Source organism: Streptomyces sp. NPDC086023, assembly GCF_044540325.1.
Classification (GTDB): Bacteria; Actinomycetota; Actinomycetes; order Streptomycetales; family Streptomycetaceae; genus Streptomyces.
Window position 1 is genome coordinate 1 of the sequence record NZ_JBITRX010000015.1, and the last position, 16,342, is coordinate 16,342.

The window sequence follows — 16,342 nt, forward strand, 5'->3', positions numbered from 1 at the left end:
GGCGGACGCGTCAGCGTCCGTAGGCCCACCGGCCGGCCCGGCGGCCTCCGGGCCGCCAGGGCCCCTTCATAAGCCGCCACAGATCGCTACGCGCTTCGGCCGTCTCAGCGGCCGACAGGCCGCCCGGGGCTGAACAGGCCGCAGGCGCTCCCAAAGCGGCCGGTCCGAGCCCTGCCGGCGTCTGCACCCGCGGATGACCTGTCGACAATTCCGCTCAGCGGACCTCTCGGCCGGGGAGACGCCGATTCGCTGGTGCCGGGAGGGCGCGGCATGGTTTTCCCCGTGCCGGGGGCTGATTCAGGCCGGTCCGAACCCTCCGGGCGTCTGGGCCCGCGGATCACCTGCCCACAGTTCCGCTCAGCGGATCTCACGGCCCGGGAGGTGCCGATTTGCTCGTGCCGGGAGGTTGCGGCGTGCTTTTCGTCATGCGGGGGGCGTTTCAGACCGGTCCGAGCCCTGCCGGCGTTTGGGCCCGCAGATCACCTGTCGACAGTTCCGCTCAGCGGACCTCACGGCCCGGCAGGTGCCGAGTCGCTCGTGCCGGGAGGCAGCGGCGCCCTTCCCCCCGTGCCGATAGCCGATTCGTGCCGGATCCGAGCCCTGCCTCGGGTGCTGGGCCCCGCGCTTTGGGGCTGCGGTTCGCTGCGTGGGGGGCTTCGGGGCGGTGGGTGGGTTACTTCCATTCGTAGAGCTTTGCCGAGGCCTTGCCCGCTGCGTCCGTTTCGAATTCGAAGACGGCCGCTATGCCGGTCAGGCGGTCGTGCTTGCCGTTCGGCGAGTCGTAGAAGATCGCGCCGCGCCAGCTGACCGCGCCGCCCTCGCCCAGGTGGCCCACGCCGGAGCCGTGCCAGGTGAGGGTGTCGCCGGACTCGGTCATGACCACGCCCTGGCCTTCGCCGAAGAGGGTGCCGTCGGCGCGCATGACCGACTCGTACGTGCCCATGTCCTGGACCCCGGCGCCCAGGAGCGTGCCGGATGCCTGGAACGAGGCCTCGATGATGGGGTGGCCGCCGTCGGTGGACAGGACGCGCCTGCCGGTGACCTCGCCCTGCTCCTCGCCGATGAGTTCGCCGAGCATGATGGGACGCCTCCTTAGGATGGGTCCCCTCTTCCGGACTACGCCCGGTGCCGCCGCCCGTCAAGCGGGGCCCGCACGGGTCATTCGCCCCGCAGGTAGCCCACCGTCAGGCCGGCCGTCCAGCCGCCGTCCACCGCCAGTTCGGCGCCCGTGATGTACGAGGCGGCGTCGGACAGGAGGAACGCGACCGCCGGGCCGATCTCCTCCGGGACGGCGACGCGGCCCATCGGGGTGCGGGGGTAGCCGCCCTCGCCGGCCTGGATGCCCACCGGCGCCGTCATCGGGGTGAGCGTCATGCCGGGATGGACCGAGTTCACGCGGATCCGGGCCTCCGCCAGCTCCACCGCCCCGATCTTCGACAGGCCCCGCACCCCCCACTTCGAGGCGCCGTACCCGGCGGTGAGCGCCAGGCCCGTGAGACCGGCGGCCGACGAGATGTTCACGATCGAACCGCCGCCCGCGGCCCGGAGGTGGGGGATGGCTGTCCTGATGCCGATGAAGACGCCGACCAGGTTGACTTCGACCACGCGGCGGAAGTGGTCCACCGGTTCGTGTTCCAGCAGTTGGCCGGTGGCTATGCCCGCGTTGTTGACCAGGCCGTCCAGTCGGCCGAACTCCGCGACCGCGTACTCCACGGCCGCCTGCCAGTCGGCCTCGCTGGTCACGTCGTGGCGCAGGAACCGCGCCGCGTCCCCCAGCTCCGCCGCCGTGGCCTCGCCCTCGTCCTCCAGCACGTCGGTGATCAGCACCCGTCCGCCGCCGTCCACGACGGACTGCGCCGCCGCCGCGCCGAGTCCCCGGGCACCGCCGGTGATCAGCACGACCTTGTCCGTCAGGTCCGCGGTCTTCGTCATGGGGCTCCGTCCATCGTTATGACTGTTCGTCATATGGCTGGCGGGTCAGTCTGGCAGAGCGGCCAGGGCCTGGGACACCCCCTTCTCCCTCGGGCCGAGGAAGTGCGGGTCGGGCTTGAAGGCGGCGTCCAGTGCGGCCTTGCCGGAGGCGAACACCTCGCGGACCCCGCCGTAGTACCAGGTCGCGTCGTGCACAGCGGCCACGCCCACCCCGTACGAGTCGATGCCCGCGGCCTGGCACAGCGCGACCGCCCGGCGTATGTGGAAGCCCTGGCTCACCAGGACCGCCCGCTCCACCCCGAAGATCTTCTTGGCCCGCACGCACGAGTCCCAGGTGTCGAAGCCCGCGTAGTCGCTGACGATCCGGTCGTCCGGCACGCCATGCCCCGTCAGGTAGGCCCGCATCGCGTCCGGCTCGTCGTATTCCACGCGGCTGTTGTCGCCCGTGACCAGCACGACCTTGACCCGCCCCGCGCGGTACAGCTCGGCCGCCGCGTCCAGCCGGTGCGCGAGGTACGGCGTGGGCCTGCCCCGCCAGAGCCCGGCCCCGAAGACCACCGCCACGTCCGAGGCGGGTGCGTCGGCGGTGCCGCGCAGCCGGTCCCCCGCGGTCACGTGGGTCCAGGTCGAGGGCAGCAGCGCCAGCACGCACAACGCCATCACCGCCTGGACCGTCCGCCGTCGCCATGCCCGGCTCATCCCGACCCCCCGTTTTCCGCCAGCCCCCGGGCGCGCCCCGGTGGCGGCCCCTCGCAAGATCAGACGTGCGGGTGGCGACCGGGGGTTCCCCGGGCCGGCGGGGATTCACTCGTACGGATGTTCCTTTCAGTGGGGGGAACGGCCGGGTGAGCGACCGGAAAACACCCGTCACCACCACGCAACGCCCCGGCAATCTCCGCCCGCCAGGATCGGTCCATGACGGAGCCGGTGCACCCTCCCGAATCCCTGTCCCCGCCCCTCGGCAGCGCGGCCGAGCTGCTCGGCCGCGTCGCCGTGCAGCTCGGTACCCAGCTCAGCGGCCTGCGCCCGCCGGGGGCCCGGCCCTCCGGAGCGCGCGCATGCCCCCCACCCTCGTCCTCGTGGCCCACGGCAGCCGGGACCCACGTGCCCTCTCCACCGTCGAGGCACTCCTCGGCCGCGTCCGCGAGCTGCGCCCCGGCCTCCCTGTCCGCCTCGGCCACATCGAGCTGACCGCCCCCCTCCTCACCGACACGCTGGACGCCCTGCACGAGGGAGGGGAAGCGGTCCTCGTACCGCTCCTCCTCGGCCGCGGCCACCACGTCACCCACGACCTCCCCCGCGCCGCGGCCGGCGCCGCCCACCTGCGCACCCGCGTCGCCGCCCCGCTCGGCCCGCACCCCCTCCTCGTCGAGGCACTCCGCGACCGGCTCGCCGAGGCCGGCTGGGCCCCCGGCACGGCCGTCGTGCTGGCCGGCGCGGGCTCCCTCGACCCCCGCTCCGCCGCCGACGCCCGCGCCACCGCCGCGCAGCTCTCCGAGCGCCTCGGCGGTGTCCCCGTCGTACCGGCCTACGCCTCCGCCGCGGCGCCCACGGTCCCCGCCGCGGCGCGCGCCCTCGCAGCCCGCGGCCACCACCGCCCCGCCCTCGCCGCGTACTTCACCGCCCCCGGCCGCTTCGCCACCCAGAGCGCGGCCGCCGCGCCCGGCCTCGCCGCCGAGCCGCTGGGCGACCACCCGGCCCTCGCGCGCCTGGTGCTGCACCGCTACGACCAGGCCTGCGCGCAGCCTTACCGCCCCGCCGGCCGCGAACTCGCCACGGCCTGAAGCCCCTCCGCCCCCGGCCCCATGCCGGCCGAACTCCCGCCGGCCGCCGGATGACCTCCGGATTGTCGGTCCGTCCGGTTAACGTCGAGACATGGAAGGCACCGCACCCGCCCCCTCGTACGACCCGTCCGAAGCCGGGTACGACCCGGCCACTCCCGGGTACGACCCGTCGGCCACCGAGCGCTGGGCCGCCGAGCCCGACAAACGCCCCGGCCGCACCGCCTTCCAGCGCGACCGCGCCCGCGTGCTGCACTCCGCCGCGCTGCGCCGCCTCGCCGGCAAGACGCAGGTGGTCACGCCCGGGACCAGCTCCCAGGACTGGGACGCCAGCCCCCGCACCCGGCTGACCCACTCCCTGGAGTGCGCCCAGGTCGGCCGGGAGCTCGGCGCCGCCCTCGGCTGCGACCCCGACCTCGTCGAGACCGCCTGCCTGGCCCACGACATGGGCCACCCGCCCTTCGGGCACAACGGCGAGGAGGTGCTCAACGACTTCGCCAAGGACTGCGGCGGCTTCGAGGGCAACGCCCAGTCGCTGCGCCTGCTCACCCGCCTCGAACCCAAGCGGTTCGTCGCCGACCCGCGCACCGGCGAGCCGGCCAGCGTCGGCCTCAACCTCACCCGTGCCGCCCTCGACGCGGCCACCAAGTACCCCTGGCCGCGCGGCGGCCACCCCGCCGACCCGACCTCCGTGAAGTTCGGGGTGTATGCGGACGACCTGCCGGTCTTCCACTGGCTGCGGCAGGGCGCACCCGCCGACCGCAAGTGCTTCGAGGCCCAGGTCATGGACTGGTCCGACGACGTCGCGTACTCCGTGCACGACTTCGAGGACGGCCTCCACGCCGGCCACCTCGACCCCAACCTCCTCTTCGCCGAGCCCGAGCGCCGCGCCATCTGGGACGTGGCCATCGGCCGGTACGTCCCCGCGGACACCGACCCCGAGGAGCTGCGGGAGGCGCTCGACCGCCTGATGGAGGAGGACTGGTGGCCGCACGGGTACGACGGCTCGGCCGTCGCCCAGGCCCGCCTGAAGGACGCCACCAGCCAGCTCATCGGCCGCTTCTGCCTCGCCGCCGAGGGCGCGACCCGCGAGGCGTACGGCTCCGGCCGGCTCACCCGGTACGCGGCGGAACTGGTCGTCCCGCGCGCCACGCGGAACGAATGCGCCGTGCTCAAGGCCGTAGCCGACCTGTACGTGATGCAGCGCGACGAACAGGAGCGGCTCCGCGCCGACCAGCGCATCGTCCTGGCGGAACTGGCCGAGGCGCTCAGCGTCCGCGCCCCCGAGGGCCTCGACCCGCAGTTCCGGGCGCTCTTCGACGCGGCCCCCGACGACCGGGCGCGCAAACGGGTGGTCGTCGACCAGATCGCCTCCCTCACCGACGCCTCGGCCCGGTCCCTGCACGCCCGGCTCACGACGCGCCGCGGGTGAGCTGATCGGGCCACTCCCTCTTCCCGAGGCAGGCTCGGTGCGGGACGCTCGCATGTGGCCGCCCGTGGCGACGAGGTCATGGCGCGGAGGTTATGAGGAGGCATCAGGTGGTCGACGCACACCGGACGTTCGTCATCGTCGGCGGGGGACTGGCCGGGGCCAAGGCGGCAGAGACGCTGCGGGCCGAGGGGTTCACCGGGAGGGTGATCCTCATCTGCGACGAGCGCGACCATCCGTACGAACGGCCGCCCCTGTCCAAGGGCTATCTGACCGGCAAGGAGGAGCGCGACAGCGTCTTCGTCCACGAGCCGGCCTGGTACGCCCGCTCCGACGTCGAGCTGCACCTCGGCCAGCCGGCCGTGCGCCTGGACCGCGCGGCAAAGACCGTGGAGCTGGGTGACGGCACCGTCGTCCCGTACGACCGGCTGCTGCTGGCCACCGGCGCCGAGCCGCGCCGCCTCGACATCCCCGGCACCGACCTGGCCGGGGTGCACCACCTGCGCCGCCTGGCCCATGCCGAGCGGCTGCGCCGGGTCCTGGTGACGCTGGGCCGCGACAACGGCCACCTGGTGATCGCCGGCGCGGGCTGGATCGGCCTGGAGGTGGCCGCCGCCGCCCGCGGCTACGGCGCCGAGGTCACCGTGATCGAGCCGGAGCCCACCCCGCTGCACGCGGTGCTCGGCCCCGAGCTGGGCCGGATCTTCACCGACCTGCACACCGAGCACGGTGTCCGCTTCCGCTTCGGCGCCCGCCTGGCGGAGATCGTCGGCCAGGACGGCATGGTGCTGGCCGCCCGCACCGCGGACGGCGACGAGCACCCGGCCCACGCCGTGCTGGCCGCCATCGGCGCGGCCCCGCGCACCGCCCTCGCCGAGGCGGCCGGCCTGGTGCTGGCCGACCGCGCGGACGGCGGGGGCATCGCGGTGGACGCGAGCCTGCGCACCTCCGACCCGGACGTGTTCGCGGCCGGTGACGTGGCCGCCGCCCAGCACCCGCTGCTCGGCCACCGCCTGCGGGTGGAGCACTGGGCCAACGCGCTCAACGGCGGCCCGGCCGCCGCCCGGGCCATGCTGGGCCAGGAGGTCGCGTACGACCGGGTGCCGTACTTCTTCTCGGACCAGTACGACATGGGCATGGAGTACTCGGGGTACGCGCCGCCCGGCTCGTACGACGAGGTGGTGATCCGCGGCGACGTGGCCAAGCGCGAGTTCATCGCCTTCTGGCTGGCCGAGGGGCGCGTGATCGCCGGCCTCAACATGAACGTGTGGGACGTCACCGAGTCCATCCAGGCCCTGATCAGGACGGGTGCGCGGCCCGGCGGGGAGGCGCTGGCCGATCCCTCGGTGCCGCTCGCCTCGCTGCTGGAGGCGCAGGAGGGGCGGGAGGCGACCGGCTGACGGGATCGGAGCGCCCCGGCCGTAGACTTCACGCGTGGCAGGCAGGATCAACGACGACGACGTGAAGGCGGTACGGGACGCGGTCCCGATCGACGCCGTGGTGTCCGAGTACCTCCAGCTGCGGAACGCCGGCGGCGGCAACCTCAAGGGCCTCTGCCCCTTCCACGACGAGAAGTCCCCGTCCTTCCAGGTCAGTCCGAGCAAGGGCCTGTACCACTGCTTCGGCTGCCAGGCGGGCGGGGACACCCTCGACTTCATCATGAAGATCGACCACCTCTCGTTCTCGGAGGCGGTGGAGCGGCTCGCCGGCCAGGCCGGCATCACCCTCCGGTACGAGGAGGGCGGCTACACCCCCGGCCAGAGCGGCCGCGGCGAGCGGATCCGGCTCGTCGAGGCGCACAAGGCCGCGGCGGAGTTCTACGTCGGCCAGCTGGAGAGCCCCGAGGCGGAGATCGCCCGGAAGTTCCTGGCCGGCCGCGGGTTCGACCAGGGGGCGGCCGCGCACTTCGGCGTCGGCTACAGCCCCGCGGGCTGGGACCACCTCACCCGCTTCCTGCGCGGCAAGGGCTTCAGCGACAAGGAGCTCCTGCTGTCCGGTCTGGCCCAGGACAGCCGCAGCGGCAAGCCCATCGACCGCTTCCGGGGCCGGCTGATGTGGCCGATCCGCGACATCACCGGGGAGGTCGTCGGGTTCGGCGCGCGCAAGCTGCGCGACGACGACAACGGCCCGAAGTACCTGAACACCCCCGAGACGGCGATCTACAAGAAGTCCCAGGTCCTCTACGGCATCGACCTGGCCAAGAAGGAGATCGCGAAGACCTCCACGGCCGTCGTGGTCGAGGGCTACACGGACGTGATGGCCTGCCACCTCGCCGGGGTGACCACGGCGATCGCGACCTGTGGCACGGCCTTCGGTGGCGACCACATCAAGATCCTGCGCCGCCTGCTGATGGACAACGCCACCGCCGAGGTGATCTTCACGTTCGACGGCGACGCAGCCGGCCAGAAGGCCGCCCTGCGCGCCTTCGAGGACGACCAGAAGTTCGCCGCGGAGACCTCCATCGCGATCACGCCGGGCGGCATGGACCCGTGCGAGCTGCGCCTCGCGAAGGGTGACGAGGCGGTGCAGGACCTGGTCGGGTCCCGCACCCCGCTGTTCGAGTTCGCGCTGCGGCACATCGTCTCCCGCCACAATCTCGACAACCCGGCGGGCCGGGCGGCCGCGCTGGACGAGGCCGCGCCGGTGGTCGCCAACATCAAGAACATCGCGATCCAGCACGAGTCCGCCGTGCAGCTGGCCGGGATGCTGGGCGTGCGCGACGAGCAGTTCGTGGTCAAGCGGGTGGCCCAGCTGGCCCGCTGGGCGCGCGAGCGCGGCAAGCAGCCGGACCGGCCGCAGCAGCGCCCCCGGCCGTACGAGCAGGTGCCGGCGCCCGCGGCCCAGCCGGCCGGACCGGCGCTGAACCTCCGCAACCCCGTCCACCTCACCGAGCGGGAGCTCCTCAAGCTCGCCCTCCAGCGTCCCGAGCTCGTCTCGCCGACCTTCGACGCGTACGGGGTCGACGAGTTCACCGCACCGCCCTACGCGACGGTCCGCCAGGCCATCGCCGAGGCCGGCGGCGTGGTGTCGTCCGGCGAGGACTACCTCGCCCGGGTCCGCGACGCGGCGCCGAACGACACGGTCCGCGCCCTGGTCACCGAACTGGCCGTGGAGGCCATCCGGCACAAGGCCCCGGACGAGGCGTACGCGGGCGAACAGCTCGTCCAGGTACGGCTGCGCGCGGTCGACCGCCGCTTCCAGGAGGTCCAGGGCGCGATGGCCCGGCTGGCCAGCCACGCCCCGGCCGAGCAGGTCACGGCGCTCCAGCAGGAACTCTGGGTGCTCCAGCAGTACCGCCAGTCCCTGCGCAACAACGGCGCGGCGGCCCTCTAGGCGGCCCCCGCGGGCCGGTCCCCGGGACGCCCCCCCACCCCGCCGCCCCTTCCGTACGTACGTGCGGGCGGCTTCGGGAATCCCGGCGGGGGGTAACCATCCGGTCACGCACCGGACTCAAAAAGTGCCCGCACGCCCCTCGTGGCGGTGATGTGTCGTACTCCACACTGAGTTGCGGTGCCTGAGTCCTCGGAGCCCAGGAGGTCGCCCCCGTGCAGACCCAGACCCTGACCGAAGCCGTGACCCCGGACACCCGGGTGGAGGAGCACCGCGAGGCCGCGCCCGGGGCCGGACTCGCGGGCGGGCCCGAGGAGGGGCCGGAGGCGGACGGGCCGGAGGCCGACGGGCCCGCGCTGGAGGCAGGGCCGCCGGAGCCCGGCGCCGTACCCGAGGCCGAGGCCGAGGCCGAAGTCGACACCGAGGCCGACACCGAGCCGGAGGCGGAGGCCGCAGAGATCCCGCTGCCGCGCAAGGTGGTGGAGTCCGGGGGCCCGTCCTCGGACCTGTTCCGGCAGTACCTGCGCGAGATAGGCCGGATACCCCTGCTCACCGCGGCCGAGGAGGTGGAGCTCGCCCGCCGCGTCGAGGCGGGGCTCTTCGCCGAGGAGAAGCTCGGCAGCACCCCCGACCTCGACTCCCAGCTCGCCGTCGACCTCGACCGGCTGGTCGTGATGGGCCGGATGGCCAAGCGGCGCCTGATCGAGGCGAACCTGCGGCTCGTGGTCTCCGTCGCCAAGCGGTACGTCGGCCGCGGCCTGACCATGCTGGACCTGGTCCAGGAGGGCAACCTCGGGCTGATCAGGGCCGTGGAGAAGTTCGACTACGCCCGCGGCTACAAGTTCTCGACGTACGCGACCTGGTGGATCCGCCAGGCCATGTCCCGCGCCCTGGCCGACCAGGCGCGCACGATCCGCGTCCCGGTGCACGTCGTGGAGCTGATCAACCGCGTGGTCCGGGTGCAGCGCCGGATGCTCCAGGAGCGCGGGTACGAGCCCACGGCCGAGGAGGTCGCGAACCACCTGGAGCTCTCTCCCGAGCGGGTGAGCGAGGTGCTGCGGCTGGCCCAGGAGCCGGTCTCGCTGCACGCGCCCGTGGGGGAGGAGGACGACGTGGCGCTCGGCGACCTGATCGAGGACGGCGACGCCACCTCCCCGGTGGAGTCCGCGGCCTTCTTCCTGCTGCGCGAGCACCTGGAGGCCGTGCTCTCCACGCTCGGCGAACGCGAGCGGAAGGTCGTGCAGTTGCGGTACGGGCTGATGGACGGCCGTCCCCGGACGCTGGAGGAGATCGGCCGGATCTTCGGCGTCACGCGTGAGCGGATCCGCCAGATCGAGTCCAAGACCCTCAACAAGCTCCGCGACCACGCCTTCGCGGACCAGCTCCGCGGCTACCTGGACTGACCGGCCCCCGCGCGTACGGGGACGAGGCCGGCACCCCGAGGGGGGTGCCGGCCTCAGCCGTGGGGCGTACGGTGCTGCGGGCCCGGCCCGAGCCGCGGTTCAGGCGGCCGGCACGTGCTCCGGCTCGGTCTCCGCGACGGGCTCGGCCTTCCTGTCCCGCATCACCGCGGTGGCCAGCAGGGCCGCCGCGAGGACGCCGATCGCGCTGATGGTGAAGGTCGTCGACATCGAGGCGGTGAACGCCTCCCGGGCGGCCCGGACCAGCCCGGCGTCGCCCTGGGCGGCGGCCAGCGCGCCGGCGATGGACTGCTTGGCCTGCTCGGGCGCCCCGGCCGGCATCTCCCGGGCGAAGGTGCTGGTCAGCAGCGAGCCGAGGATCGCGATGCCCAGCGCCGTACCGGCTTGCTGGATGGTGTCGTTCAGGGCCGAGCCGACGCCCGCCTTGTCGGCCGGGATGGTGCCCATCAGGGCGCCGACGGCGGCCGGCATGGCCAGGCCGGCACCGAGGCCGAGCAGGCCGAGGGCGACGGCCGGTACGGCGAAGCCGGAGTCGGCGGAGACGGTGGTCAGCAGGGCGAACGAACCGGCCATCAGGACCATGCCGGCCAGGATCAGGTAGCGGTGTCCGGCCTTCTGGGCGAGCTTGGCACCCACGCCGTTGCCGACCAGGGCGGCCACGGCGAGCGGCGTGAACGCCAGCCCGGCCTTCACGGGCGAGTAGCCGAGCACCGACTGCAGGTACTGGGTGAGGACCAGCAGCAGACCGCCGTTGCCGATCTGGACCAGGGCCAGGGAGAGCGAACCGCCGCTGAAGTTGCGGTGCTTGAAGAGGACCAGCGGGACCATCGGCGCGGCGGTGACGTTCTCCCAGACCACGAACCCGGCCAGGGCGAGGACCGCGACCGCCAGCGTGACCGTGGAGCGGCCGCCGAACGCCCCGTGCTGCGGGATCTCGATGATCCACCAGACGAGGGCGGTCATGCCGGCCGCCGACAGCACCGCGCCGAGCGGGTCGGGCTTCTGCCAGGGGGCCTTGGACTCCGGCATCAGGGTCAGGGCGGCGACGACGGCGAGCACCACGACCGGCACGTTGATGAAGAAGATCGAGTGCCAGGAGAAGCGGTCGATCAGCACGCCGCCCAGGACCGGGCTGCCGACCAGGCCGAGCATCGAGACCGAGCCCCAGGCCGCCATCGCCTTGGGGCGCTCGTCCTCGTCGAAGACGGTGATGAGGATCGACAGGGTCGAGGGCATGATCAGCGCTCCGCCGACGCCCATCGCGGTGCGTACGGCGATGACCTCGCCCGGGGTGGTGCAGAAGGTCGCGGCCAGTGAGGCGGCGCCGAAGAGCAGCAGGCCGAGGACCATGATCCGGCGGCGGCCGAACCGGTCGCCGAGGCTGCCGGAGGTGAGCAGGAGACCGGCGAAGACCAGGATGTAGGAGTCCAGGATCCACTGGGTGTCCTGGGCCGACGCGCCGATGTCCTCGATCATCGCGGGGACCGCAACGGTCAGCGCCATGTTGTCGACGACCAGGACCAGGGTGCTCAGGCAGAGCACGACCAGGATCCACCAGCGGCGTGGATTGCGGCTTTCCATGGGGTTTCCTCTCGGCTCTCGCCTTGCCTGCGAACACTGTTCCTGCGGTGCGAACACTGTACGCACAGCGGAACAGTGTTCGCAAGATTGGATTCCTGTACGCTCGATGCGAACGGTGTACGCACACCCGGCGGTGGCCGGCAGTGGCAGGTGGAGGAGCGAGCCCGATGGCCGAGAAGACGAAGCCGATCCCGTCCGTATGGGCCCGCGGACAGCGCGAGGCGGACCAGCCCGCGCTCAGCCGGGCCGCGATCGTCCGCGAGGCCATCGCCATGCTGGACGCCGACGGCATCGAAGCCCTCAGCATGCGCAAGCTGGCCGCCCGCCTGAACGCCGGCGCGACCTCCCTCTACCGGCACGTCGCCACCAAGGACGAACTGATGGAGCTCGCCGTGGACGAGGTCTGCGCCGAGGTCCACGTCCCCGACGCGGGCCCCGACTGGCGCGCGGACGTCACCGCCGCCGCGAGCTCCTTCCGCGCGACGGCCCTCCGGCACCCGTGGCTGTCCTCGGTCCTCGGCCAGGCCGGCCTCGCCTACCTCGGCCCCAACCTCATGGCGTACTCCGAGCGGCTCGCCGCCCTCTTCACGGCCGTCGGCCTCCCCGAGCCCAGCCGCGCCATCGACACCGTGTTCTCGTACGTCATCGGCATGAGCACCACCGAGGCCGCCTGGCTGACCACCGTCGCGCGCACCGGCGTGACCGAGGCCGCCTTCATCGCGCGCCTCATGCCGGCCGCCCAGCAGGCCGCCGCGGGCCACGAGCACCTCTACGAGGCCTACGGCGAGGCCGCCGCCCGGCTCGTCGGCGGGGAGGCGGACACCCCCGCCTCCCCGGCCGCCGCCCCCGCCTCCCCGGCCGCCGCCCCCGCCTCCCCGGCCGCCGCCCCCGCCTCCCCGGCCGGCGCCCCCGAGTCGCCCGAGGCATTCCGGGACGCGAAGTTCGCGTACGGCATGGAGGTCGTCCTCGACGGGCTGGCCCTGCGCCTGCCGCGCTGACTCCGGCGGGGACCAGGCAGCCTCCGGAAACGCCGCCGGGCCCGGTCCCACGAGGGGGGCCGGGCCCGGCGGCGTACGAGCAGGCGGCAGGCGCGTACGCCTCAGTCGACCTCGGCGACCGCCTGCGCGAACTGGGCCGCGTACAGCCGCGCGTACGCGCCGCCCGCCGCCAGCAGCTCCTCGTGCGTGCCCTGCTCCACGATCGAGCCGTCCTCCATCACCAGGATCACGTCCGCGTCCCGGATCGTGGAGAGGCGGTGCGCGATCACGAAGGACGTCCGGCCGTGCGCCAGCCGGGCCATCGCCTTCTGGATCAGCACCTCCGTACGGGTGTCGACCGAGCTCGTCGCCTCGTCGAGCACCAGGATCACCGGGTCAGACAGGAACGCCCGCGCGATGGTGATCAGCTGCTTCTCGCCCGCGCTGACGCCCTGGCCCTCGTCGTCCAGCACCGTGTCGTAGCCGTCGGGCAGGGTCCGGATGAACCGGTCCGCGTGCGCGGCCCGCGCCGCCGCCTCGATCTCGGCCCGGCTCACCTCACGCGCCGCGCCGTACGCGATGTTCTCCGCGATGGTGCCGCCGAAGAGCCAGGTGTCCTGGAGGACCATCCCGATGCCGGCGCGCAGCTCCTCGCGGGTCATCTTGGCGATGTCCACCCCGTCCAGCGCGATCCGGCCGCCGGTCACCTCGTAGAACCGCATCAGCAGGTTGACCAGCGTGGTCTTGCCGGCGCCCGTGGGACCCACGATGGCCACGGTGTGGCCCGGGTCGACCGTCAGCGAGAGGTCCTCGATGAGCGGCTTGTCCGGCACGTAGCGGAAGGCCACCTTGTCGAAGGTCACCTGACCGCGCAGCTCCTCCGGACGCTCCGCCACCTCGGGGTCCGGCTCCTGCTCGTCCGCGTCGAGGAGTTCGTACACCCGCTCCGCGGAGGCCACGCCCGACTGCACCAGGTTCGCCATCGACGCGACCTGCGTCAGCGGCATCGAGAACTGACGCGAGTATTGGATGAACGCCTGCACGTCGCCGATCGAGAGGGTGCCCGACGCCACCCGCAGACCGCCGACCACCGCCACCAGCACGTAGTTGATGTTCGAGACGAACATCATCACCGGCTGCATGATGCCGCTGACGAACTGCGCCCGGAAGGAGGCCCGGTACAGCGCGTCGTTCTGCTCGGCGAAGGTCTCCGCGGACTCCTTCTGGCGGCCGAAGACCTTGACCAGCGTGTGGCCCGAGTACATCTCCTCGATGTGGGCGTTCAGCTTGCCCGTGGTCTTCCACTGCTCCACGAACTGCGGCTGCGACTTCTTGCCGATCTTCGTCGCGATCACGATCGAGACGGGCACGGTCACCAGCGCCACCAGCGCGAGCAGCGGCGAGATCCAGAACATCATCGCCAGCACGCCGACGATCGTCAGCAGCGAGTTCAGCAGCTGGCCCATGGTCTGCTGCAGGGTCTGCCCGATGTTGTCGATGTCGTTGGTCGCCCGGCTGAGCACCTCGCCGCGCTTCTGCTGGTCGAAGTACGACAGCGGGAGCCGCGACAGCTTCGCCTGGAGCTCCTCCCGCATCCGGTAGACCATGCCGTTCATCACGTGGTTGGACAGCCGCGTGGCCACCAGCATCAGCAGGCCGGACGCCGCGAACACCACCAGTGCGAGCACGCACACCTGACCGACCGCACCGAAGTCGATGCCCTCGCCCGGGGTGAAGTCCGTCCCCGAGAGCATGTCGGCCGTGCCGCCCTCACCCTTGGCGCGCAGGCCCTCCAGGGCCTGCTCCTTGGTCAGGCCGGCCGGCATCCGGCGGCCCACGATCCCGGCGAACACCAGGTCGGTGGCCTTGCCGAGGATCTTCGGGCCGATCACGGTGGCCACGACGCTGCCGAAGACCGCGACGACCATGCCCCACAGCTTGGCCTTGTCCTGGGCGAGCTGGCGCAGCAGCCGCTTGCCGGACCCCTTGAAGTCCATGGACCGCTGGGCCGGCCCCATCATCATCCGTCCGCCGGGCCCGCTCATGCGGCTTCCGCCTCCGTCAGCTGGGAGAGCACGATCTCCCGGTAGGTCTCGTTGTCCGCCATCAGCTCGTGGTGCCGGCCGACACCCACGACCTGGCCCTCGTCGAGGACCAGGATCCGGTCGGCGTCGCGGATCGTGGACACGCGCTGCGCGACGATGACGACGGTCGCGTCCTCGGTCTCGCGGGCCAGGGCGGCGCGCAGTGCGGCGTCCGTGGCGTAGTCGAGTGCCGAGAACGAGTCGTCGAAGAGGTAGATCTCCGGGCGCTGCACCAGGGTGCGCGCGATGGCCAGGCGCTGGCGCTGGCCGCCGGAGACGTTCGTACCGCCCTGCGTGACGGGCGCGTCCAGGCCGCCCTCCAGGGCCTCCACGAACTCCCTGGCCTGGGCGACCTCCAGGGCCCGCCACAGCTCCTCGTCGGTCGCGTCGGGCCGCCCGTAGCGCAGGTTGGTCGCCACGGTCCCGGAGAACAGGTACGGCTTCTGCGGCACCATGCCCACGGTGCCGGCCAGCAGCTCGGGGTCGATCCGGCGGACGTCCTCGCCGTTGACGAGCACCTCGCCGCCGGTCGCGTCGAACAGCCGCGGTACGAGCCCCAGCAGCGTGGACTTGCCGCTGCCCGTGGACCCGATGATCGCGGTCGTCTCGCCGGGCCGCGCCACCAGGTCGACGCCGACCAGGACGGAGGCCTCGGCGCCCGGGTAGCGGAAGTCCGCCCCGCGCAGTTCCAGCGAGCCGCGGCGGGCCAGCTCGCGCACCGGCTCGGCCGGGGGCACCACGGAGGTCTCGGTGGCGAGGACCTCCTGGATGCGCTCGGCGCAGACCGCCGCGCGCGGCACCATCATGAACATGAAGGTGGCCATCATCACGGACATGACGATCTGCAGCAGGTAGGCGAGGAAGGCGGTCAGCGCGCCGATCTCCATGCCGCCGCTGTCGATGCGCATCGCGCCGAACCAGATGACCGCGACGCTGGAGAAGTTGATCACGATGATCACGGTGGGGAACATCAGCGCCATCAGGCGGCCGGCCGAGAGGGACACGTCGGTCAGCTCGGTGTTGGCCTTCCGGAAGCGCTCCTCCTCGTAGCCGTCCCGGACGAACGCGCGGATCACCCGGTTGCCGGAGATCTGCTCGCGCAGCACCCGGTTGACCGTGTCGAGGCGCTTCTGCATCTGCCGGAACAGCGGCTGCGTCTTCCAGACGATCGAGCCGACCGCGATGCCGAGCACGGGCACGACGCCGAGCAGCACGCCGGACAGCTTCACGTCCAGCGAGAGCGCCATGACGATGCCGCCCACGCACATGATCGGCGCGGAGACCATCAGCGTGAACGTCATCAGCACCAGCATCTGGACCTGCTGGACGTCGTTCGTGGTGCGGGTGATCAGCGAGGGCGCCCCGAACTGGCCGAGCTCGCGCGCGGAGAAGCTCTGCACCCGGTCGAACACCGCGGCGCGCACGTCCCGGCCGAGGGCCGCCGCCGTCCGCGCGCCGTAGTAGACGGCTCCGACGTTGCACACCAGCTGCACGAGGCTGACGCCGAGCATCAGGGCGCCGAAGCCGAGGATGTAGCCGGTGTCGCCCTCGATGACACCGTTGTCGATGATGTCGGCGTTCAGCGTGGGCAGGTAGAGGGTGGCGCTGGTCTGCAGCAGCTGGAGCAGGACCAGCAGGGCGATCGGTTTCCGGTACGGACCCAGATGGGTCCGCAGAAGTCGTATGAGCACGCGCAGGCTCCGGGTCGGCAAGATCGGGGGTCACCCCATCTTCCGGCACCGGCCCCGCCGCGACCCACCGGTTTTCGCAAAGGCCGGTCAAAAGGAGTAGCCGCCGCCCTCCGGGT

The 16,342-nt window shown here is 72.7% G+C and carries 12 protein-coding genes; 6 read left to right on the plus strand and 6 right to left on the minus strand.

The genetic code is table 11. The annotated features are described in order from the left end of the window. Positions 1 to 673: 673 nt before the first annotated feature. From ACIF6F_RS26420 to ACIF6F_RS26430, 3 genes are all read right to left on the minus strand, one after another. Entirely contained in the window at positions 674 to 1,078 is a 405-nt protein-coding gene (locus tag ACIF6F_RS26420) for a hypothetical protein (RefSeq protein ID WP_399951418.1), read from the minus strand. An 80-nt stretch (positions 1,079 to 1,158) separates the two neighbouring features. After that, on the minus strand, positions 1,159 to 1,932 hold the full coding sequence (locus tag ACIF6F_RS26425) for a glucose 1-dehydrogenase (protein ID WP_399951421.1): 774 nt from the start codon (positions 1,930 to 1,932) through the stop codon (positions 1,159 to 1,161). A 45-nt stretch (positions 1,933 to 1,977) separates the two neighbouring features. Then, positions 1,978 to 2,631 (minus strand): vancomycin high temperature exclusion protein, encoded by a 654-nt coding sequence (locus ACIF6F_RS26430; protein ID WP_399951425.1) that lies wholly within the window; start codon positions 2,629 to 2,631, stop codon positions 1,978 to 1,980. 359 nt (positions 2,632 to 2,990) lie between these two features. Here ACIF6F_RS26430 and ACIF6F_RS26435 point away from each other — a divergent pair, with 359 nt between their 5' ends. The 5 genes from ACIF6F_RS26435 (at position 2,991) to ACIF6F_RS26455 (ending at position 9,875) form a co-directional block, all read left to right on the plus strand. After that, complete coding sequence (locus ACIF6F_RS26435) at positions 2,991 to 3,716, plus strand: sirohydrochlorin chelatase (RefSeq protein ID WP_399951428.1); 726 nt, start codon at positions 2,991 to 2,993, stop codon at positions 3,714 to 3,716. Positions 3,717 to 3,807: 91 nt separating this feature from the next. Next, positions 3,808 to 5,145 carry a deoxyguanosinetriphosphate triphosphohydrolase gene (locus ACIF6F_RS26440; RefSeq protein ID WP_399951431.1) on the plus strand — a complete coding sequence of 446 codons (1,338 nt, stop codon included), beginning with the start codon at positions 3,808 to 3,810 and terminating at the stop codon, positions 5,143 to 5,145. 107 nt (positions 5,146 to 5,252) lie between these two features. After that, positions 5,253 to 6,542 carry an NAD(P)/FAD-dependent oxidoreductase gene (locus ACIF6F_RS26445; RefSeq protein WP_399951434.1) on the plus strand — a complete coding sequence of 430 codons (1,290 nt, stop codon included), beginning with the start codon at positions 5,253 to 5,255 and terminating at the stop codon, positions 6,540 to 6,542. 34 nt (positions 6,543 to 6,576) lie between these two features. Beyond that, entirely contained in the window at positions 6,577 to 8,475 is a 1,899-nt protein-coding gene (dnaG, locus tag ACIF6F_RS26450; RefSeq protein ID WP_399951438.1) for a DNA primase, read from the plus strand. A 257-nt stretch (positions 8,476 to 8,732) separates the two neighbouring features. Continuing rightward, complete coding sequence (locus ACIF6F_RS26455; RefSeq protein WP_399952044.1) at positions 8,733 to 9,875, plus strand: RNA polymerase sigma factor; 1,143 nt, start codon at positions 8,733 to 8,735, stop codon at positions 9,873 to 9,875. A 99-nt stretch (positions 9,876 to 9,974) separates the two neighbouring features. Here ACIF6F_RS26455 and ACIF6F_RS26460 read toward each other — a convergent pair whose 3' ends face one another. Then, on the minus strand, positions 9,975 to 11,474 hold the full coding sequence (locus ACIF6F_RS26460) for an MFS transporter (RefSeq protein ID WP_399951442.1): 1,500 nt from the start codon (positions 11,472 to 11,474) through the stop codon (positions 9,975 to 9,977). Positions 11,475 to 11,641: 167 nt separating this feature from the next. Here ACIF6F_RS26460 and ACIF6F_RS26465 point away from each other — a divergent pair, with 167 nt between their 5' ends. After that, a complete protein-coding gene (locus ACIF6F_RS26465; RefSeq protein ID WP_399951446.1) occupies positions 11,642 to 12,472 on the plus strand; it encodes a TetR/AcrR family transcriptional regulator in 831 nt (276 codons plus the stop codon). A gap of 101 nt (positions 12,473 to 12,573) precedes the next feature. Here ACIF6F_RS26465 and ACIF6F_RS26470 read toward each other — a convergent pair whose 3' ends face one another. Both ACIF6F_RS26470 and ACIF6F_RS26475 read right to left on the minus strand, forming a co-directional pair. Beyond that, the gene (locus ACIF6F_RS26470; RefSeq protein ID WP_399951449.1) at positions 12,574 to 14,496 is read right to left on the minus strand and encodes an ABC transporter ATP-binding protein; all 1,923 of its coding nucleotides are present in this window, start codon (positions 14,494 to 14,496) and stop codon (positions 12,574 to 12,576) included. Then, the gene (locus ACIF6F_RS26475; RefSeq protein ID WP_399951453.1) at positions 14,493 to 16,226 is read right to left on the minus strand and encodes an ABC transporter ATP-binding protein; all 1,734 of its coding nucleotides are present in this window, start codon (positions 16,224 to 16,226) and stop codon (positions 14,493 to 14,495) included. The genes ACIF6F_RS26470 and ACIF6F_RS26475 overlap by 4 nt, the downstream gene beginning before the upstream one ends. Between the last annotated feature and the right edge of the window lie 116 nt (positions 16,227 to 16,342).

Bases quoted from the DNA above. Each gene is read 5' to 3' on its own strand.
- ACIF6F_RS26440 (WP_399951431.1), top strand. From the start codon at position 3,808: ATGGAAGGCACCGCACCCGCCCCCTCGTACGACCCGTCCGAAGCCGGG.
- ACIF6F_RS26420 (WP_399951418.1), bottom strand. From the start codon at position 1,078: ATGCTCGGCGAACTCATCGGCGAGGAGCAGGGCGAGGTCACCGGCAGG.
- ACIF6F_RS26435 (WP_399951428.1), top strand. From the start codon at position 2,991: ATGCCCCCCACCCTCGTCCTCGTGGCCCACGGCAGCCGGGACCCACGT.
- ACIF6F_RS26470 (WP_399951449.1), bottom strand. From the start codon at position 14,496: ATGAGCGGGCCCGGCGGACGGATGATGATGGGGCCGGCCCAGCGGTCC.
- ACIF6F_RS26460 (WP_399951442.1), bottom strand. From the start codon at position 11,474: ATGGAAAGCCGCAATCCACGCCGCTGGTGGATCCTGGTCGTGCTCTGC.
- ACIF6F_RS26465 (WP_399951446.1), top strand. From the start codon at position 11,642: ATGGCCGAGAAGACGAAGCCGATCCCGTCCGTATGGGCCCGCGGACAG.
- ACIF6F_RS26425 (WP_399951421.1), bottom strand. From the start codon at position 1,932: ATGACGAAGACCGCGGACCTGACGGACAAGGTCGTGCTGATCACCGGC.
- ACIF6F_RS26430 (WP_399951425.1), bottom strand. From the start codon at position 2,631: ATGAGCCGGGCATGGCGACGGCGGACGGTCCAGGCGGTGATGGCGTTG.